The organism is Streptomyces coacervatus (genome assembly GCF_029223485.1).
Classification (GTDB): domain Bacteria; phylum Actinomycetota; class Actinomycetes; order Streptomycetales; family Streptomycetaceae; genus Streptomyces; species Streptomyces coacervatus.
This window is the reverse complement of the sequence record NZ_JARHTP010000005.1, coordinates 341629-360393: the sequence shown is the minus strand read 5'-3', so window position 1 is coordinate 360393 and position 18765 is coordinate 341629. Positions and strand designations below refer to the sequence as shown.

The 18765-nt window shown below is 72.5% G+C and carries 13 protein-coding genes; 8 read left to right on the top strand and 5 right to left on the bottom strand.

Annotated elements, in window-relative coordinates; translation table 11 throughout:
* Positions 1-177 precede the first annotated feature (177 nt).
* From P2Q00_RS15325 to P2Q00_RS15290, 8 genes are all read left to right on the top strand, one after another.
* Positions 178-1302: a glycosyltransferase family 4 protein gene (locus P2Q00_RS15325; protein WP_275773038.1), complete on the top strand. Its 1125-nt coding sequence runs from the start codon at positions 178-180 to the stop codon at positions 1300-1302.
* Positions 1303-1322: 20 nt separating this feature from the next.
* The gene (locus P2Q00_RS15320; RefSeq protein WP_275773037.1) at positions 1323-2795 is read left to right on the top strand and encodes an exopolysaccharide biosynthesis polyprenyl glycosylphosphotransferase; all 1473 of its coding nucleotides are present in this window, start codon (positions 1323-1325) and stop codon (positions 2793-2795) included.
* Positions 2796-3020: 225 nt separating this feature from the next.
* Complete coding sequence (locus P2Q00_RS15315; protein WP_275773181.1) at positions 3021-4442, top strand: O-antigen ligase family protein; 1422 nt, start codon at positions 3021-3023, stop codon at positions 4440-4442.
* Positions 4439-6133 carry a murein biosynthesis integral membrane protein MurJ gene (gene murJ, locus P2Q00_RS15310; RefSeq protein ID WP_275773036.1) on the top strand — a complete coding sequence of 565 codons (1695 nt, stop codon included), beginning with the start codon at positions 4439-4441 and terminating at the stop codon, positions 6131-6133. The genes P2Q00_RS15315 and murJ overlap by 4 nt, the downstream gene beginning before the upstream one ends.
* Positions 6123-6914 carry a polysaccharide deacetylase family protein gene (locus P2Q00_RS15305; protein WP_275773035.1) on the top strand — a complete coding sequence of 264 codons (792 nt, stop codon included), beginning with the start codon at positions 6123-6125 and terminating at the stop codon, positions 6912-6914. Before murJ ends, P2Q00_RS15305 begins: the two co-directional genes overlap by 11 nt.
* The gene (locus tag P2Q00_RS15300) at positions 6911-8053 is read left to right on the top strand and encodes a glycosyltransferase (protein ID WP_275773034.1); all 1143 of its coding nucleotides are present in this window, start codon (positions 6911-6913) and stop codon (positions 8051-8053) included. Before P2Q00_RS15305 ends, P2Q00_RS15300 begins: the two co-directional genes overlap by 4 nt.
* Positions 8050-8727 carry a YveK family protein gene (locus P2Q00_RS15295; protein WP_275773033.1) on the top strand — a complete coding sequence of 226 codons (678 nt, stop codon included), beginning with the start codon at positions 8050-8052 and terminating at the stop codon, positions 8725-8727. Before P2Q00_RS15300 ends, P2Q00_RS15295 begins: the two co-directional genes overlap by 4 nt.
* Positions 8724-9836 carry a GNAT family N-acetyltransferase gene (locus P2Q00_RS15290; protein ID WP_275773032.1) on the top strand — a complete coding sequence of 371 codons (1113 nt, stop codon included), beginning with the start codon at positions 8724-8726 and terminating at the stop codon, positions 9834-9836. The genes P2Q00_RS15295 and P2Q00_RS15290 overlap by 4 nt, the downstream gene beginning before the upstream one ends.
* A 3-nt stretch (positions 9837-9839) precedes the next feature.
* Here the strand turns inward: P2Q00_RS15290 and P2Q00_RS15285 are convergent, their stop codons facing one another.
* The 5 genes from P2Q00_RS15285 to P2Q00_RS15265 form a co-directional block, all read right to left on the bottom strand.
* Positions 9840-11048, bottom strand: a complete 1209-nt coding sequence (locus P2Q00_RS15285; protein ID WP_275773031.1) for a glycoside hydrolase family 26 protein — start codon at positions 11046-11048, stop codon at positions 9840-9842.
* Positions 11049-11167: 119 nt separating this feature from the next.
* A complete protein-coding gene (locus tag P2Q00_RS15280) occupies positions 11168-13090 on the bottom strand; it encodes an AMP-dependent synthetase/ligase (RefSeq protein WP_275773030.1) in 1923 nt (640 codons plus the stop codon).
* A 113-nt stretch (positions 13091-13203) separates the two neighbouring features.
* Positions 13204-14781 carry a vWA domain-containing protein gene (locus tag P2Q00_RS15275; protein ID WP_275773029.1) on the bottom strand — a complete coding sequence of 526 codons (1578 nt, stop codon included), beginning with the start codon at positions 14779-14781 and terminating at the stop codon, positions 13204-13206.
* 147 nt (positions 14782-14928) lie between these two features.
* Positions 14929-15801 (bottom strand): ABC transporter permease, encoded by an 873-nt coding sequence (locus tag P2Q00_RS15270; protein ID WP_275773028.1) that lies wholly within the window; start codon positions 15799-15801, stop codon positions 14929-14931.
* Positions 15798-18605: an alpha/beta fold hydrolase gene (locus tag P2Q00_RS15265; RefSeq protein ID WP_275773027.1), complete on the bottom strand. Its 2808-nt coding sequence runs from the start codon at positions 18603-18605 to the stop codon at positions 15798-15800. The genes P2Q00_RS15270 and P2Q00_RS15265 overlap by 4 nt, the downstream gene beginning before the upstream one ends.
* Between the last annotated feature and the right edge of the window lie 160 nt (positions 18606-18765).

The following is an 18765-nucleotide window of genomic DNA, read 5'->3' as shown; positions in this document are numbered from 1 at the left end:
GTAACTCCAAATGGGTGATCCAGGGCGACAAATAGCCCATGGAAACGCCACCATTCCGACACAGATGACCGGTTCGCAGATAAATACGGGTGAGCGGCTAGTGTGGCTCACCTCGTGATTTCAGCGATGCCGGTTGAACAACGAACCTCTCTTTTGTTCGGAAGGGCATCCTCGCTCATGCGTATTTCCCCACGCGTGCCGCACATCCTGCATGTCACCCAGCCCGTCGAGGGCGGTGTCGCGCGGGTCGTGACGGACCTGGTGGAGGCTCAGCTCGCCGCCGGGCTGCGGGTGACCGTGGCCTGTCCGGCAGGCGGCACGCTGGCGGACACCCTGCGCACCCCGGGCTGCACGGTGCTCCACTGGGGCGCGACCCGTTCGCCGGGGCACCGACTGCCCGGCGAGGTACGGCGGTTGGCGCGGATCCTGCGCGAGGCGCGGCCACATCTGGTGCACGCCCACAGCGCGAAGGCGGGACTCGCGGCCCGGCTCGCCGTACGCGGACGTATCCCGACCGTCTTCCAGCCGCACGCCTGGTCGTTCGAGGCCGCGAACGGAATCGTCGCGCGGCTGGCGCTGGGCTGGGAGCGGTCAGGGGCACGGTGGGCGACGCGCGTTCTGTGCGTCAGCGAGGCGGAGCGGCGTACCGGGGAGCGGTGTGGAATCAGCGCTCCGTGGCGCGTGGTCCCCAACGGTGTCGACACGCATCGGTTCCGGCCGGAGGGGGACGACGCCCGGTCCGGCCCGGGGCCGCTCGTCGTGTGCGTGGGCCGGCTGTGCCGCCAGAAGGGGCAGGACGTGCTTCTGCAGGCGTGGCCCGAGGTGGAACGGCAGCTGGCCGGCGCCCGGTTGGTGCTGGTCGGCGACGGTCCGGACGCGGACCGGCTGCGCTCCGGTGCGCCCGCTTCGGTGCTGTTCGCCGGTGCCGCGCCCGACGCCGCCCTCTGGTATCGGGCCGCCGACGTCGTGGTCCTGCCGTCCCGCTGGGAGGGCATGGCGCTCGCCCCGCTGGAGGCGATGGCGTGCGCCCGGCCGGTCGTCGTCACGGACGTGGACGGGGCGCGCGAGAGCCTGCCGGCCGAGCAGCTGCCGTACTGCCTGGTGCCGCCGGAGGACCCCGGCGCGCTGGCCCGGGCGCTGACGGCGCTGCTCAGGGACGAGCAGCTGCGCGCGGCGCTGGGCGCGCAGGGCCGCCGGCATGTGCTCGCCGCTCACGACCTCCGGCAGGCGGCGGACGCCGTGACCGACGTGTACCGCGAATTGCTCGGCGTCGTTGTCGCGCCGGTCGTCGTACCCAACTAGAGCAGGAAGTGCATCACCAGATGACTGCGGAAAGTACCGTTCCCCCTCCTACGGGGCAGCAGCCGCGGGCGGCAGAGCGCGCTGTCTCCGTTCTCGCCCCGCGCGGCCCCGCAGCCGGACGCCGACTGCCCGCCGGACGCAGAGGCCGCCGGCCGCGGCAGGCCTTCCGGGTGACCCTGCCGCTCGTCGACGGCGGTGCCGCCCTGCTGGGGGTCCTTCTCGTGCCCGGCGCCCCGAGGTATCCGCTGGTCATCGCCCTGCTGGCGTTCGGTGTGATCGGGCTGAACCGGCGCGCCCGCCTGTACGACAGCTCCTTTGCGCGCGGTGTGCTCGACGAACTTCCCGCCGTCTGCGGGCGGATCGGCGCCGGCTGGGCCGGGGTGGGGGTGCTCTCCCCGCTGCGGCCGCTGCCGCCGGTGGTGCTGGCCGCCGGGTTCGCCGTGCACTGCGCCGCGGCCTGCGCGGGCCGCGCCGTGGTGCACGGGCGGCGGACGCGACGGCGCCGGCCCGATCCCGCCCTGGTGGTCGGTCCGGTGGCGGCGGCCCGGCATGTCGCGGCCGCGTTGCTGCGCCAACCGGGCTGCGGGGTACGGCCGGTGGGCGTGGTCGGCGACGCCCACGCCCTGGGCGTTCTGGCCCTGTCCGGCGAAGGCGGCCCCGAGCTGCCGGTGCTGACCACGGATCAGGACGCGCGTCGGGCGGCCATCCAGAACGGTGTGGAGACCGTGCTCGTCGTGGGCGCTGCCACCCGGGTGGAGAAGACCGCTCTGCTGCGGGATCTCGCCGCGTACGGATGCGTCGTGTGGGAACTGGACGCGGACGCGCCGTCGTACGGCCTCGGCGGGCGGCGCGAAGGAGCCGGGCATCTGGCGGGTTTCCCGCGCAGGCTGCTGTGTCCGGGACGCGGTCGGCGGCGGGTCGGCGTGGGCAAGCGGGTGCTCGACATGGCTCTGTCGGGCTCGCTGCTGCTGCTGGCCTGCCCGGTGCTGCTGGTGTGCGCGACGGTGCTGCGGGTCATGGACGGGCCCGGCGTGCTGTTCAGGCAGGAGCGGATCGGCAAGGACGGGCGGCCGTTCACCCTGCTGAAGTTCCGCACCCACCGGCCCGCCAGCGCGCACGAGGCGGCGACCCGCTGGAGTGTGGCGAACGAGCACGAGATGAGCCGCTTCTGCCAGTTCCTGCGGCGCACCTCGCTGGACGAGCTGCCGCAGCTGTGGAACGTCTGCCGCGGAGACATGAGCCTGGTCGGGCCCAGGCCCGAACGGCCTTATTTCGTCGCCAAGTTCAGCCAGGCCTATCCGGGTTACCGGGAGCGTCACCGGATGCCGACCGGGATCACCGGGCTGGCCCAGATCCACGGGCTGCGCGGCGACACCTCCATCGAGGACCGGTGCCGCTTCGACAACGCCTACATCGACAACTGGTCGCTGTGGCAGGACATCTGCATCCTGGCGCGTACGGCGGTGCTGTTCGTCCGGCCGACGGGGAGCTGAGCGCGGGTGAGCACTCCCTCAGAGCCTGTCCGCAAACCCCCGCCTGCGCCGCGACGTCCGGCACGCACGCTCGCGGCGTTGCCGAAACGCCCGCGTGGCTCCGCCACGAGGGCGCTCCGGCGCCTTGCGATCGCACGCACCGGGCGCCGCGGCGCCCGCCCTTCGGGCGGACGACGGGGGTTTGCGGACAGACTCTCGGCGGCCTCCGTACCGCTCGCGTGGCCGCTGTCGGCGCTGCACCGGGCCGCTCCCGTGCTGCCCGTCCTGGCGGTGATCGCCCTCATGGGGCTGCCGGCCGAGACGGACAGCGGTGCCACACCCGCCGACCTGGCCTGCGGGCTGGTCCTGCTGTGGGCCGCCGTATGCACCGTGCGACAGGCGCGGCGGCCGCTGACGCGGACGGCGGCGGTCGTGCTCGGGCTGCCCGTGGTGGGTATCGCGGTGTCCGCGGCCGGGGCGGTGACGCCCGGCGACGCGATCACCGGACTGGCCCGCTACCTCCAGGTGTTCGTGCTCGTCCCGCTCGCGATGGTGCTGCTGCTGCGCGACCGGCGCGACGCCCGGCTGGTGCTCTGGGGGCTGGCCGGTCTCGCGCTGTGGCAGGGGGCGGTCGGGGTGCACCAGTACCTGACCGGGACCGGGGCCTCGTACAAGGGGGCCTACATCCGGGCGGTGGGCACGTTCGGGCCGCACGACGTGATGGGGATGGCGGCCGTCGTCGCGTCCGGGGTGGTGGCCCTGACCGGTCTCGCGCTCGGGACCGGTGGGCGGCGGCAGCGGGTGGCGGCGGCCGTCTGTGCGCTGGCGCTGCTCGTGCCGCTCGCGCTGTCCTTCAGCCGGGGGTCCTGGATCGCCACGGCCGTGACCTGCGGGGTTCAACTGCTGCTGGCCGGGGTGCGGCGGGCGGTGAAGGTGTTCGCGGCGGCGGCCGCGGCCTCGGTGGTGCTGGTGGGCGGGTTCGGCGTGGGCGGCTCGGCGCTGCAGGAGCGGCTGACCAGCATCACCCAGGTCGCCGGCACTCCGGACCAGTCGGTCATCGACCGCTACACCATGTGGGCGGCGTCCGTCGACATGTGGCACGAGCACCCGCTGCGGGGCGTGGGCCTGAAGGCCTTTCCCGCCTACCGGGACTCGCACGCCTCGCTCGCACTGTCGGCGGGCAGCGACACGGAGGGCGATGGCCAGGCCTTCCGGCGCCAGCCCCTGCTGTCCCCGCACAACATGTACATGCTGCTCCTGAGCGAGCAGGGCCTGCTGGGACTGCTCACCGTCGCGGGCAGCTGGCTCGCCCTGCTGGTGTGCGCGCTGCGGCGGCTGCGGCGGGCGCCGCATGCCCGGGACTGCGGGGTCGCGGCGTGCGGGCTGTTGATGTGGCAGCTGGTGAACTTTCTGTACTCCGACATCGGCGGCCCCTCCACCACGCTGACGGGCCTGTGCTTCGGCGTTGCCGCCTGGTGGTCGCTGGCGGGGCGCTCCACCGGCGGTGCGGAATTGCGGCTACGCCGCGGGGCCGTGATGTGTCGTCGGTCGTCTGCCGCGCCGTCGTGGCTGGTCGCGCAGTTCCCCGCGCCCCTTAAGGGGGCTGCCGTGCCGTCGCGGACTTCGCCGGACCCTGCGGGCCCCGCCGCGGAATCGGGCCCGCGGTGAACCCCGGACCCGCGAAGACCGCGGGCGCCTCCGACGCGACAGACGTGGACGGCGTCGACAGCGCGCTCCCTGCGGACAGCCGCCCCGGCGCAGCTGCCGGCCTGCGGGCGGACACCCCCTCGGCCCGCTTCATCGCCCGGGCGACGCTGCTGTCCGCCGCGCTGTCCATGGCCGGGGCGGTTCTCGGTCTGGCGCGGGACCAGGCGCTTGCGCATCTCTTCGGTGCCGGTGCGGAGACCGATGCGTTCCTGGTGGCCTGGACCGTGCCCGAACTGGCGGCGACCCTGCTGATCGAGGAGGGCATGGCGTTTGTGCTGGTGCCCGCGTTCAGCGTGGCGCTGGCGCGGCGGGCGCTCGGCAACAGTGCTCCCGACCCGGTGCACGCCCTGGTCTCCGCCTCGCTGCCGCGGCTGTGCCTCGCCTTCGCCGCCACGGCCGCCGCGCTGGTGGCCGGGGCACCGCTGCTGGTCTCCGCCCTCGCGCCCGGTCTGCCCGACCCGGCCCTCGCCGTCTCCTGCACCCGGCTGACCGCGACCTGTGTGCTGAGCTTCGGGCTGGCCGGGTACTGCAGTGCGGCGCTGCGGGCGCACCGTTCGTATCTCGCCCCCGGCGCGATCTACATCGCGTACAACGTCGCGATCATCTCCACGATGTTCGTCCTCGGTGCGCAGTGGGGCGTGCGGTCCGCCGCTCTGGGGGTCGCCCTCGGCGGGTGCCTCATGGTCGCCGTACAGACTCCGTCGCTGGCGCGCCGGATCGCAGGGCGGCCCGGCCGGAACGACCGTGCGTACGAGGAGGACGGCGGGCGGCCGCTCGCGCCCGGCCTCGTCTGCGCGGTGCTGCTGTTCGCGCTGTGCCGGCAGTCGCAGGTCCTCATCGAGCGCTACTTCGCCTCCGCGCTGCCCGCCGGTGCCATCTCGCACCTCAACTACGCCCAGAAGATCGCCCAGTTGCCGATGTCGCTGTCGATGATGGTGTGCATCGTCACCTTCCCGGTGGTGGCGCAGGCCATCGCCGAGGGCGACACACGGCGGGCCCGGGACCGGGTCGAGCGGGATCTGCTGCTGATGGCCTGTCTCGTGCTGCTGGGCGCCGCGGTGGTCATGGCCTGTGCGCCGCAGATCGTCCAACTGCTCTTCCAGCGCGGGGCGTTCACGGCGCAGGACACCGCCGCGACCGCCGCGGTCATGCGGGTGTACGCGGCCGGGCTGCTCGGGCAGACGCTGGTGGGGGCGCTCGTACGGTCGTACTTCGCGGCCGGCCGTACCACCTGGTTCCCGCTGGGCGCGATGGGCGTGGGGGCGCTGGCCACCGTCGTCATCGGCGCCTGGGCCGTAGGGCCCTGGGGTGCGTGCGGCATCGCCGCTGCCAACGCCACCGGCATCACCCTCACCGCACTGCTCATGCTGCACGGCCTGGGGCCGCGCAATGTTCCGGTGCGCGTGCGCCGGGTCGTCGCCGAACTGGTCCGGCCGGTGTGCGCCGCCGTGTGCGCCACCGGAGCCGGGCTGCTGGTGGCGGGGCTGTTCACCTCACCCGCCGCGTCCGTCGCCGCCTGCTGCACCTGCGTGACCGTCGTCTTCCTGCTGCTGGCCTGGGTCCTCGACGCGGCGGACACCCGGTCTCTTCTGCTTCCCGTCGCACAGTCACTCCGTCACTCCGTCACACGAAAGCTGGGTCATGGTCGCTGACGTCTCCGCTGCACCGCCCAAGGCCGAACCCGATCCCAGATCGTCCGCGAGAAGACGGGCCAAGCGGGGTCCCGCCGTCTGGGTGGCCATGTACCACTCCGTCTCGGACTGCCCGGAGGACCCGTACAACGTCACTGTCACGCCCGCCCGCCTCGACCGCCAGCTCGCCTGGATGTCGAGCCGCGGCCTGCGCGGGGTGAGCATGCGGGAACTGCTCGCGGCGCGCGCCCGTGGCACCGAGCGCGGCCTGGTGGGGCTCACCTTCGACGACGGATATGCCGACTTCGCGGGCGACGCGCTGCCCGTGCTGTGCCGCTGGGGTTTCACGGCGACCGTGTTCGTGCTGCCCGGGCGGATCGGCGGCGAGAACGCCTGGGAGCCGCTCGGGCCGCGCAAGCCGCTGCTCGACGTGGCCGGCATCCGCCGCGCCGTGGCCGCGGGCATGGAGATCGCCTCGCACGGTCTGACCCACCTCGATCTGACCAAGACCACGGACGCCATGCTGCACACCGAGGTCAACGACAGCCGCCATCTGCTCGCCGGGATCACCGGCAGCGACATCGAGGGCTTCTGCTACCCGTACGGCTATCTCGACGAGCGCGTCGCCGCCGCGGTGCGCCGGGCCGGTTACCGCTACGCCTGCGGGATCACCCCCGGCCCGGACGGCTGCGGCGACTTCGCGCTGCCCCGCATCCACGTCGGGCAGGTCGACAACGCGGCACGGCTGGAGCTGAAGCGACGCCTGGCCCGGCTCTTCGGCCGCTCCGTGGAGGCCGTGTGAGGGCCCTGCACATCATCACCGGCCTCGGCGTCGGCGGGGCGGAACAGCAGCTGCGCCTGTTGCTGCGGCACCTTCCCGCGCAGTGCGACGTGGTGACCCTGACCAACCCCGGCCCGGTCGCCGCGGGCCTGGCCGCCGACGGGGTCCGCGTCACCCACCTCGGGATGGGCGGCAACCGCGACCTCGGCGCGCTGCCCCGCCTCACCCGGCTGATCCGGGCCGGCGGCTACGACCTCGTCCACACCCACCTTTACCGGGCCTGTCTCTACGGCCGGATCGCCGCGCGGCTGGCGGGAGTCCGGGCCGTGGTGGCCACCGAGCACTCGATCGGCGACACCCGGCTGGAGGGCCGGCCGCTGACCGCGGGCGTCCGCGCGCTGTATCTGGCCGGCGAGCGCCTCGGCTGCACCACGGTCGCCGTCTCGCCGACGGTGGCCGAGCGGCTGCGCCACTGGGGCGTGCCGGAGCCGCGCATCCGCGTCATCCCGAACGGCATCGACGCGCCCCGCTTCCGCTTCGACGAGGTGGGCCGCAAGGAGGCCCGGATGCACTACGGACTGCCGGAGGACGCGTACGTCGTCGGCGGGGTGGGACGGCTCGCCCCCGGCAAACGCTTCGACCTGCTGCTGCGGGCGCTGTCCCGGCTGCCCGGCGACGTACGACTGCTGCTGGTGGGCGGCGGGCCCGAGGAGGCGGCGCTCCGGCGCACCGCCCGGAACCTGGGCGTCGCGGACCGGGTGGTGCTGACGGGCGAGCGGCCGTATCTGCCCCATCCCCGCGACGACGCGCCCGGCCTGGTCGACCTGCTGTCCGCGATGGATGTGCTCGCCTCGCCGTCGACCGAGGAGGCCTTCGGGCTGGCCGTGGTGGAGGCGCTGGCGGCCGGGCTCCCCGTGCTGTACGCGAGCTGCCCCGCCGTCGAGGACCTGCCGCCGGACGCGGCACCCGGTGCCCGGCGCGTCACCGGCTCCACGGGGGCGTACGTACGGGAGCTGCTGCGGCTGCGGGCGGCGGGGCCGGACGAGCGCACCGCCCCGGACGCCGTGCACCGCTACGACATCGCGTGCAGCGCCCGCCAGTTGATGGATGTCTACACGGCCGCTCTGGCCGGCTCGACCCTGGAAGTGAGTTCTCCATGACCGACAACCCCGCTCAGCGTGCCCACCTGCCCCGCCATGAGCGCGCCCGGGTGAAGCGGCTGCCCGCGTGGTGGCTGCTGCCGGCCGGCGCGCTGCTCGGTGCCGTGGCAGGCGGCGCGTACGGACTGGTGAAGCCGCCGCAGTACACGGCGACGAGCTCCGTCGTCGCCGTGGCGGCCGGCGGCCGGTCCGACGTCGACTGCGCCGACGCGCTCGGCTTCGCGCAGGCGTACGGCCGGGTGGCCCCGCAGCTCGCGGTGCTCGGGGACGCACAGCTGGAGGCGGGCGTACCGGCCTCGACGCTGCGCAGGAGCGTGCAGGTCGCGACCTCGCCCGACGCGCCGATGATCTCGGTCTCGGCGACCTCGTCGAACCCCGGGCAGGCCACGGACATCGCCAACGCCGTGTCCGGCGCGCTGGTCACACAGGCGGGCCACACCAAGGCCGCCACCGGCATCCGGCTCGAACGGCTCGCCCGTGCCATGCGGCCCGCCGAGCCGTCGTCCGCCTCCTGGAAGCTGACCTCGCTCGTGGGCGGGAGCGCCGGAGGGCTGCTGGGCGGCCTGTTGCTGCTGGCCCGGCCGCGGCGGGCCGAGGAGGCGGAGGACGGCCCCGGGCAGGCGACGGTGCCCGCCCCGACCCATGCCGCGGATGCCCGCGGGACCCTCGGATGACCGCGTCCGGCCAAGCGCTCTCGGTGGAACTGTGCACCGACGAGCGCACGTTCGCCGGGCTGGCCGAGCAGTGGGGCCGGCTGCACGAGGCCTGCCCGTCGGCGACGCCGTTCCAGAGCCACGCCTGGCTGCACTCCTGGTGGCTGTCGTACGGCACACCCGACGGGCTGCGGCTCTTCCTGGTCCGCCGGGACGGTGAACTGGTGGCCGCCGCACCGCTGATGCGTGTGCGGCGGCCACTGCCGAAGCTGGTGCCGATCGGCGGCGCCATCTCCGACTTCTGCGACGTCCTGCTCGACGAGAAGGAGGCCGAGAGCGGCAGCCGGGCGCTGGCGGACGCCCTGGCCGTCGCGGCCCGCACCGCTCTGATCGACTTCCGGGAGGTCCGGCCGGGCAGCGCGGTGGAGCAGGTCTACGGCCGCTGGCGCGGTCCGCGCCGCCGGCTGCGCGACTCGACCTGCCTGGAACTGCCCGCCGTACCCATGACCGAGCTGGTCAAGCGGCTGCCGCCGACGCGCGCCCAGCGGGTGCGCAACAAGGTGAACAAGCTGGGCCGGCTCGGTGTCGAGTGGCGTGTCGTCGGCCACGACGAGACGGAGACCGCGCTGCGCCGCCTGCTGGAGCTGCACCGTCTGCAGTGGCAGGGCAAGAAGATGACACCGGAGCACACCCGGCCGCAGTTTCTGGAGCACCTGGTCCGGTCGGTGGTCCCGATGGCCCGGTCCGGGCAGGCCGCGGTCACGGAGTTCCTGCTGGAGGGCGTGGTGGTGGCGGTCAACCTGCATCTGCTGTCGGCAAGTCTGCTGGGCGACTACATGTACGGCTTCCACCCGGGTCTGCGGGAGCGCAAGGTCGATGTGGCGACGATGCTGCTGCGCGCCTCCACCGACCATGTCGCCTCCGCCGGTGAGGGCCGGGTGCTGAGCCTGATGCGCGGCGACGAACCGCACAAGTACCGCTGGTGCCCCGAGACGGTCCACAACCAGCGTCTCCTGCTGGCCGCCCGGCGCACGACGCCGCTGCTGGCGGCCACCGTCTGCGCGGCGGCCGCCAAGTGCGGGGCGAAGTCGGTCCGGCGGATGGTCCCCGACTCCAAGGACCACTGGTAGCCCTCACGGTGAAGACGGGGGCGGCGGCGTGGGCACCGGCGTCGGCAACGGTACCGGTGTCGGCTCCGGCGGTTCGGGGGTCACGGGCGCGGGCGGGACGGGGACGACGGGCCCCGGCGTCGGCTCCGGCAGGAGGGAACTGGCCAGCACCGCGCGGTACGTGGCAGCCGACCGGGGATTGCCGGTACACCCCCACACGCCGTGCGGGCAGTAGTCGGTGATCGTGTTGTACAGCGGCTTGTGCTCGTCCATCCAGGCGAGCATGCGCAGCATGTACGTGACGTTGTCGCCGTTGCGGTACAGACCCCACTCCGGATACGAGATCGGCTTGTGGTGACGCCGCGCGAAGTCCACCTGGAACTGCAGGCCGTAGGGCTCGGACACCTCCTCGTCGAAGGACATTCCGTGCGGTTGGTCGTACGAGTCCATGCCGACGATGTCGACGAAGTCGTCGCCGGGATAGCACTTCGGCCACGGCACCGCGTCGGCGCCCCGGTTCGGGGCGAAGTCGAACCTGAACTTCTGCCCGGGAACCGAGCGCATGACGGTGACGATGCGCCTCCAGTACCGGATCCAGCTCTCCGGGTCGGGGCCGCAGCGGTGGGTGTAGGTGCTGCCGTTCATCTCCCAGCCGAGCACCAGGACCGTGTCCGTCGCGCCCAGGGTCACCAGGCGCTGCGCCAGCCGCTGGAAGTGGTCGTCGAACTCGCCTGCTGCGGCGCGCCGCAGCAGGCGTGCGACGGCGATGTCGGAGAACTGCGCCTCGTTGTGCTCCATCAGCGGAACGTTGAGCACGAGCAGCCGGTCGGGCTTGGCCAGCCGCCAATTGGCCCAGCTGTCGAGGAAGCCGAAGCCGCCCTCGATGTTCTCCCACACGTCCCCCGGCAGATAGGTGTGCCCGACGCGCAGTTCGGTGCCGCCCAGCCAGCCGCTGAACTCCTTCAGACGCACCAGCCCTTCGGGCTCGGAGTCGAGGAACGCGCCGAACGCGGCCCGCCGCACATCGGCCACCGAGTAGGAACGCGTGACGTCCGTGGGCGAGCCGGGCGGGCCCGGTGCGGCAGGCACCACGGGGATGGCGCGCTGCAGGTCGGAGTGCCGGGCGGCGTCGGCCGGCGAGGCCGGGCCCCAGGCGAGCGCGGCCGACACGAGCGCTCCGACGGTGATGAACGCCAGCCGCCTGTGGACGGACCGGCGGCGACGAGGGGTCATTCATCCTCCTTTTGCCGCAATTCCGCACATTAGTGACACATAGTCATATGTAACTTAATTGCACCACTTGAGTCAGACGACCGGCCATGGATCACCCGCAAGAGTGACCTGGCAGGCCGTCAGCCGCCGTACAGCGCCTCGATCTGCTCCGCGTACGCCGCCGTCACGGCGTGCCGCCTGATCTTCAACGACGGGGTGAGCAAACCGTTGTCCTCCGTGAACTCGCCCTCGGCCAGGGCGAAGGAACGGATCGACTCCGCCCGGGAGACGGCCTCGTTGGCGTAGTCCACGGCCCTCTGAACGTCGGCGCGCATCCGCGGATCCCGCACGACCTCGGACATCGGCGTGTCGGCCGGCAGCCTGCGGACCGCCAGCCAGTGGGCGACGGACTCGGGGTCGAGGGTGATCAGGGCGGCGACGAAGGGGCGGTTGTCGCCCACGACGATGCACTGGCCGATCGGCGGGCGGCTGCGGAGGCGGTCCTCCAGGACGGCCGGGGAGACGTTCTTGCCGCCGGAGGTGACGAGGATGTCCTTCTTGCGGCCGGTGATGGTGAGATAGCCGTCCTCGTCGAGGGAGCCGAGGTCGCCGGTGGCGAACCACTCGTCCTTCAGTACGGCGTCGGTGGCGGCCGGGTTGTTCCAGTACGCGCCGAAGACGATCCCGCCCTTGATGAGGACCTCGCCGTCGTCGGCGATACGGACGGTGGCGCCGGGGACCGGTGGGCCGACGGTGCCGGGGCGGGGCCCGAGGGGCGGGACGATGGTGGCGGCCGCGCTCGTCTCCGTCAGGCCGTAGCCCTCGTAGACGATGATTCCGGCCGCGTAGAAGAACAGGTTGAGGTTGCGGTCCAGCGGGGAGCCGCCGCTGATGGCGTAGCGCATCCGGCCGCCGAGTTCCTTGCGGATACGGCGGTAGACCAGCAGGTCGTACAGGGCCCAGGCGGCGTAGAGAGCGGGGGTCGGGCCCTTGCCCCGGTCGAGGAACTTGTCGAGGTACGCCTCCCCGAAGCGCACCCCGATGCGGTCCGCGCGGTCGAACGAAGCCCCGCGGCCGATCTTCTCGGCGGTCGCGCGGCCGGTGTCGTGGATCTTCTCGAAGAGGTACGGGACTCCGACGAGGAAGGTCGGGCGGAACTCCTTGAGGGCGGGCCGGAGTTCGTCGGGCTTGATGCCGGGGCAGTGGCCGATCTCGATGCGGGCCATCAGACAGGCGATCTGGAGGGTGCGGCCGAGGATATGGGCGAGGGGGAGGAAGAGCAGGGTGGAGGCGGTCTGGCGGGTGACCTCCTTGAAGATGGGGTGGAGCAGCTCGACCGTGTTGGCGGCCTCGGCGTGCAGGTTGGCGTGGGTGAGGACGCAGCCCTTCGGTTTTCCGGTGGTGCCGGAGGTGTAGCAGATGGTCGCGATCGTGCCGGGGGTGAGGGCGGTGCGGCGCTTGGTGACCTCCTCGTCCGGGATGTCGCGGCCGAGGGTGGTGAGGTCCGTGAGCGCCCCATCGTCCAACTGCCATACCCGCGGCTGCCGTTCGTGGCGGGCCGTGCCCGTCGTCACCGTGGCGGCGTTCTCGACGGTTTCGGTGACGACGAAGCGGGCGTCGGAGTCGCGGACGATCCACTCGACCTGGTCGGTGGAGGACGTGGCGTAGATCGGGACGGTCTGGCCGCCGGCCGCCCAGATCGCGAAGTCGAGGACCGTCCACTCGTAGCGGGTGCGGGACATCACGGCGACCCGGCCGCCCGGTTCGAGACCTGCCGCGATCAACCCCTTGGCCACGGCGGTGACTTCGCGGGCGAAGGCCGCCGCGGTCACGGGCTGCCAGCTGCCGTTGTCGTGCTTGCGGCGCAGCACCACGGCGTCGGGGGCCTCGGCCGCGTTGGTGTAGGGGAGGTCGGCGGTGCTGCCGGTCGCGGCGCGCGGGGCGAGGGACGGCGTGCGGGCCTCGCGTACGACGCCGTCCTCGTCCTTGGTGACCTCGACCCTGGTGCGGGAGGCAAGGTCGGTGCGCTGTTTTGCCCTTTTGAGGTCCTTGCGTACGCCCATGACGGCTCCCGGTCGGCTCGGACTGGGAGGTCAACTTACTCACAAGTAAGGAAAGGTCAATGGGTCGGCGATGTCGGGACTGATGTTCTAGTCCCGTGTTCTAGTCCTGTGTTCTAGTCCTGATCGCGGTGGGCCTGTTCTATCGCGTCGGCCAGCTGCTGGACGTCCTTGTCCTCGGTCTTTTTCGCCAACTGCTCGGCGCGGTCCTGGAGTTCGCCGAGGCCCGGGTCGCCGGGGAGGAAGTTCCAGCGGTCGTCGCCCTGGCGGAGGGCGTCGGCGAAGTAGGCGGCGACGGCGGTGACCTGGAAGCGGGGGCTCGCGTCCCGGAGGGAGTAGTGGAGGGCGTCGGTCTCCAGTTCGCCGGACTTCTCGTGGGGGTCGCGGGTGTCGGGGTCGAGCCAGCGGACGGTGGCCGTGGCGAGGTGGCCGTCGGCGCCGGGCCTGGTGCGGACGGCGTAGAGGGCGGTGACCGTGTGGCCGGGGCCGACCTCGCCGCCGTCGACGCGGTCGTTGCGGAAGTCGTCGTCGGCGACCCGGCGGTCGTCGTAACCGACGAGGCGGAACTCGGCGACCGTGCCGGGGTCGAAGGCGACCTGGGCCTTGGCGTCGCGGGCGGTCAGGTCGATGTTCTGCGGGAGTTGGGTGCAGAAGACCTTGCGGGCCTCGTCCTCCCCCGACACATACACGGTGTGGCCGTCGCCCTTGTCGGCGAGGCGTTCCATGAGGGCGTCGCCGTAGTCGCTGCCGACTCCGACGCCGAAGAGGGTGATGCCGTACTCGCGGCGGGCCATGGAGATGCGGTCGAGGATGGAGTCCGGGTCGGTGTCGCCATTGTTGGCGAGGCCGTCGGAGACGAGGACGACGCGGTTGGTGGCGCCCTCGCGGCGGCCCTCGACGGCGGTGGCGTAGCCGGTCTCGACGCCCGCGCCGAGGTTGGTGGAGTAGGTGGGCTCCAGGCTGTCGATGGCGTCGTGGATCTCGCCCCGGTGGCCGCCGAGGCGGGTCATCGGCAGGACCTGCTCGGCCTTGTCGCTGAAGGTGACGATGGCGACCGAGTCGTCGTCGCGCAGGCGGTCCGTCATCGTGTCGAGGGACTTCTGGGCGAGGTCGAGACGGCCGGGCTCGGACATGGAGCCGGAGATGTCGATGACGAAGGTGAGGGCTGCAGGGGGGCGTTCGCCGGTCTCGGCGGCCGGGCGGGTGGCAAGGCCCACGCGGACCAGGGACCAGTTCTTCTCGTCGGTACGGGCGCCGTCGACGGTGACCGTGAAGCCGTTGCCGTCGGGGCGTTCGTAGTCCTGGCGGAAGCTGTTGACGAACTCCTCGGGGCGGATGGTGGCGGGGTCGGGGCGTCCGCCTGCGGCGAGGGTGCGGCGGGCGTAGCCGTAGGAGGCGGTGTCGACGTCGAGGGCGAAGGTGGAGAGGTAGTCGGGGGACGGGGACGGGCTTGCGTAGGAGTTCTCGCCGTCCTGCCGTTCGCCGGTGGCCTGGCTGTTCTGCGGGGCCGGTGCGGGGGCCGGGAAGCCGGTCCTGGCCTTGCCGTCCGAGGCCTTGTTGCTGCTTTCGGACCCGCCGGCACTGCAGGCCGTGAGCAGTAGGCCGCTCGTCGCCGTGAGGGCGAGGAGGGCTGCGCGCAGCCGTCGGGTGCGATGGTGTGGTGTGCCCGGTCGTGGTGTTCGGTACCGCTCCATCTTCCGTGCCCCCTCGGTGCGTTGACGCCGACGTCTGTGACTGTGACGGCGCAGCGGGCCGGAATGTGCGGCACGGGGTGTTGCGGATGGATCTCAAGACGGCCACGATCATGGCCGGTCGAGACCGGTGGGAGATCCTCCGTTGACCTAGGACACCACGTCCTTGCGGGCGAAACCGCGGAAGGCCAGGGCGAACAGCACGACTGCGTACGTTATGGAAATCGCCGTGCCCTGGATCATGCCGGACCACTCGGGGTGCGGCTGGACGGCGTCCGCCCACGCGAACTGCCAGTGCGCGGGCAGGAAGTCGCGCCAGTGGCCGAGGGCCGTCACGGCATCCAGGACATTGCCGACGATGGTCAGGCCGACCGCGCCGCCGACCGCCCCGAGAGGCGCGTCCGTCTTCGTTGACAGCCAGAACGCCAGGCCGGCGGTGACCAGTTGGGACACGAAGATGTACGCCACGACCACCAGCAGGCGCTGGGCCGCCGTGCCCGAGTCCAGCGAGCCGCCGGTGGGGATCTGCAGCGGGCCCCAGCCGTACGCGGCCGTGCCCACGGCCAGTGCCACCACCGGGAGCAGGATCATCGCGGCCAGGCTGAGGCCGAGTCCGACGGCGAGCTTGGACCACAGGAGGCGGGCGCGGGGGACGGGGGCAGCCAGCAGATAGCGCAGGGAGGACCAGCTCGCCTCGGACGCCACCGTGTCCCCGCAGAACAGGGCCACCGGGATGACGAGCAGGAAGCCCGCCGAGACGAAGAGATTGACGGCGGCGAAGTTGGCTCCCGACGAGGTGGCCGTGTCCATCAGCGTCACCTGGTTGTTGCGGCCGCTCGGGTTGCCGCCGATCGCGAACGCGATCAGCAGCACGAACGGCAGCGCGGCGAGGATCCCCGCCATGATCAGCGTCCGGCGCCGCTTCAGCTGCCGGATCAGCTCCACCCGTACGGGCAGCGTGCGGCCGGCCCGGTAGCCGGAGGCGGCGTGAAGGGGGTCGGTGTGCTCGGCCAGGGTGCTCATGCGGAACCTCCGATCAGGGTGAGGAAGGCGTCTTCCAGGCGGCGGTGGGGGCCTAGGGAGGCGACGGGGACTTCTAGGCGCACGAGCTCTACGAGGAGTCTGGCGGCGGAGCCTGTGCCGGTGGCTGCGGGCGGTTCGGCGGTGAGCGCCGCGGTATGCCGTTGTTCGTCTGCGGCGCCGTCGTGGCTGGTCGCGCAGTTCCCCGCGCCCCTTAGGGGGGCTGCCGCGCCGGAGGTGACTTCGGCGACCCCGTTCGATCCGGACACCTCGCCGGGAGCGAGACGCACCAGCAGGCCGCCGTCCGTCCGTACTGCCGATTCGACGCCCGGCAGTGCTGCCACCTTCTCGATCAGCGGATCGGCGATGTCGGTCGCCAGGCCGACCAGGAGGGTGTCGCCGGAGCCGATGATTTCGCCGACCGGGCCCGCCTGGACCAGGCGGCCGCGGTCCATGACGACCAGGTGGGTGCAGGACTGTTCGACCTCTGCCAGGAGGTGGCTGGAGACGATCACGGTGCGGCCGGCCGCCGCGTACCGGATCAGCACCTCGCGCATCTCGCGGATCTGCGGCGGGTCGAGGCCGTTGGTGGGTTCGTCGAGGATGAGGAGGTCCGGGAGGCCGAGCATGGCCTGGGCGATGGCCAGGCGCTGGCGCATGCCCTGGGAGTAGGTGCGGACCGCTCGGGCCAGCGCGTCGCCGAGGCCGGCGATCTCCAGGGCCTCGTCCAGGTGGGCGTCCTCGGGCGGGCGGCCCGTCGCCTGCCAGTACAGGTCCAGGTTTTCGCGGCCGGAGAGGTGCGGGAGGAAGCCCGCGCCCTCCACGAACGCGCCGACCCGGGACAGCACCGGTGCGCCGGGACGGATCGCCTGGCCGAAGACCCGGATCTCGCCGCCGTCCGGCCTGATCAGGCCCATCAGCATGCGGAGGGTCGTCGTCTTGCCCGCGCCGTTGGGGCCGAGGAGGCCCAGGACCTGGCCCTTCTCCACCCGGAAGGACAGGTCCCGTACCGCATAACGGTCCGCCGACCTGGCGTACCGCTTGCTCAAGTCCGTGATCTGGAGCGGGACTTGAGCCAGCTCGGGGGCCGGGGCGGGCGCGGTGGTGCGGCGGCGGCCGGTCAGCAGCAGGGCCAGGGCGAGCACCGCACCGGCCAGCGGGAGCCACCACACCCAGGACGGCAGCGGGGCGGCCGCGGTCGTCACCCCGGGTGCCGTCGGCACCTTCAGGTCGCCCTTCAGGGAGACGGTGTACGTTGCCGGGGCCGCCGGGGATGCGTAGCCGAGGTCGGTGGAGGCGAGGACCAGGCGCAGCCGGTGGCCCTGCTCGACCTCGTGGTCGACGGCCGGGAGCGTGATCGTCACGTCCTTGCCGGACTTCGCGCCCTCGACGCGGACGGGGGCCACGAGCTGGGAGGGCAGCACGGGCGAGCCGCTGCCGGGACCGACGTCGTACACCTTCCCGAACAGCACGGCGTCGTCGCTCGTCGACTTCACATGGACGGTGACCGTCGGCGATCCGGTGATCCGCAGGCCGCTGCTCACGGGTGCCGACTCGAACTGCGCGTACTGGCCGGGGAAGTCCAGGGACACCCCGACGCCGAACGAGGACAGCTGGGCGAGGCCGCCGGAGCCGCCGAGGCCGGGCAGGGCGGAGACGGCGGGCGGGCTGGCGCCGGCCGGGTTGGCGAAGCTCTGTTCCGTGCCCCTGAGCGGCAGGGAGCGCTGTCCGCTCTCCAGGCCCGGGTATGTGTCGGCGGTCGCTCCCCGCAGCACGGCCGCGCCGTCCGTGGAGTCGACGCCTCCGGTGCGGGTGATGCGGAAGGCCGGGCCAGTGTCCGTACTCTTCTCGGTCTTGAGGTAGCGGTCGAACCACGCACGCACGCGTGTCTGGACGCGGCTGCTTTCCATGTCGCCGCCGTCGTGCCCGCCGGCGATCCAGTCGACGTCGACCGGGGCGCCGCCGGCGCGGATGGCCTTCGCCGCCGCGTCGGCCTGGCCGAGGGGGAAGAGGGAGTCCGTCTGGCCCTGCACCAGGAGCGTCGGCACCTTGATGCGGTCGGCGACGGCTGACGGGGAGCGGGCGGCCAGCAGCTCACGCGCCTGCGCGTCCGGCTTGCCCGACTCCGCGACCCGCTCGTACATCCGGCACAGCTCGGGCCGGAACTTGTCGCAGCCGCCGCCGGAGTTGATGAAGATGCCGGCCCACAGCTTCTTGAACACGCCGTTCGGGAACAGCGCGTCCGCCAGGTTCCAGTACGTGATCGCCGGGGCGATGGCGTCCACCCGGTGGTCGTAACCCGCCGCCAGCAGCGAGATCGCGCCGCCGTACGAGGCGCCCGCGACGCCCACGCGAGGGTCGCCTGGCTTGTCGAGCTGGACCTGGGGTTGCTGCGCCAGCCAGTCGATCAGCTTGGAGACGTCTTCGACCTCGCCCTTGGGGTCGTTCAGGCCGATCTTGCCGGTGGACTTGCCGAAGCCGCGGGCCGACCAGGTCAGTACCGCGTAGCCGTCTCTGGCCAGGTCCTCCGCCTGCTGCCGTACGTCCTGCTTGCTGCCGCCGAAGCCGTGCGCCAGCAGGACGGCGGGGTGGCGTGCGCCGCTTGAGCCGGACGTGAAGTACGAGGTGTCGATGCGGACGCCGTTCATCGACATGATCCGGTCGGCTCGGTGCACCGCGGGCGCGTCGTCGGATGCGACGGCCGTCCATGTCCCGGCACCGGCGAGCACCACGACGGCGGCCCCGGCGGCCAGCAGGCGCCGGGACCGCCGGAGCAGCCCTCCCAGGCGGGGCAGTCGAAGATCCATGCCTCAACGGTACGGGGCGTCTCTGACAGTTGGAGCAGTCTCGGGGGTGAGGGGGGTGCCCTCCCGCGGGAGTATCGGGCGATCGGCATGTACCGCGGTTGCTGTACGGCTACGAGCTCGGTCGCTTCTGTGGTCTGCCGGGTGCGGGTTCGTCGTGGCT

Bases quoted from the DNA above. Each gene is read 5' to 3' on its own strand.
- P2Q00_RS15285 (WP_275773031.1), bottom strand. From the start codon at position 11,048: ATGACCCCTCGTCGCCGCCGGTCCGTCCACAGGCGGCTGGCGTTCATC.
- P2Q00_RS15290 (WP_275773032.1), top strand. From the start codon at position 8,724: ATGACCGCGTCCGGCCAAGCGCTCTCGGTGGAACTGTGCACCGACGAG.
- P2Q00_RS15265 (WP_275773027.1), bottom strand. From the start codon at position 18,605: ATGGATCTTCGACTGCCCCGCCTGGGAGGGCTGCTCCGGCGGTCCCGG.
- P2Q00_RS15320 (WP_275773037.1), top strand. From the start codon at position 1,323: ATGACTGCGGAAAGTACCGTTCCCCCTCCTACGGGGCAGCAGCCGCGG.
- P2Q00_RS15270 (WP_275773028.1), bottom strand. From the start codon at position 15,801: ATGAGCACCCTGGCCGAGCACACCGACCCCCTTCACGCCGCCTCCGGC.
- P2Q00_RS15275 (WP_275773029.1), bottom strand. From the start codon at position 14,781: ATGGAGCGGTACCGAACACCACGACCGGGCACACCACACCATCGCACC.
- P2Q00_RS15295 (WP_275773033.1), top strand. From the start codon at position 8,050: ATGACCGACAACCCCGCTCAGCGTGCCCACCTGCCCCGCCATGAGCGC.
- P2Q00_RS15325 (WP_275773038.1), top strand. From the start codon at position 178: ATGCGTATTTCCCCACGCGTGCCGCACATCCTGCATGTCACCCAGCCC.
- P2Q00_RS15305 (WP_275773035.1), top strand. From the start codon at position 6,123: ATGGTCGCTGACGTCTCCGCTGCACCGCCCAAGGCCGAACCCGATCCC.
- P2Q00_RS15280 (WP_275773030.1), bottom strand. From the start codon at position 13,090: ATGGGCGTACGCAAGGACCTCAAAAGGGCAAAACAGCGCACCGACCTT.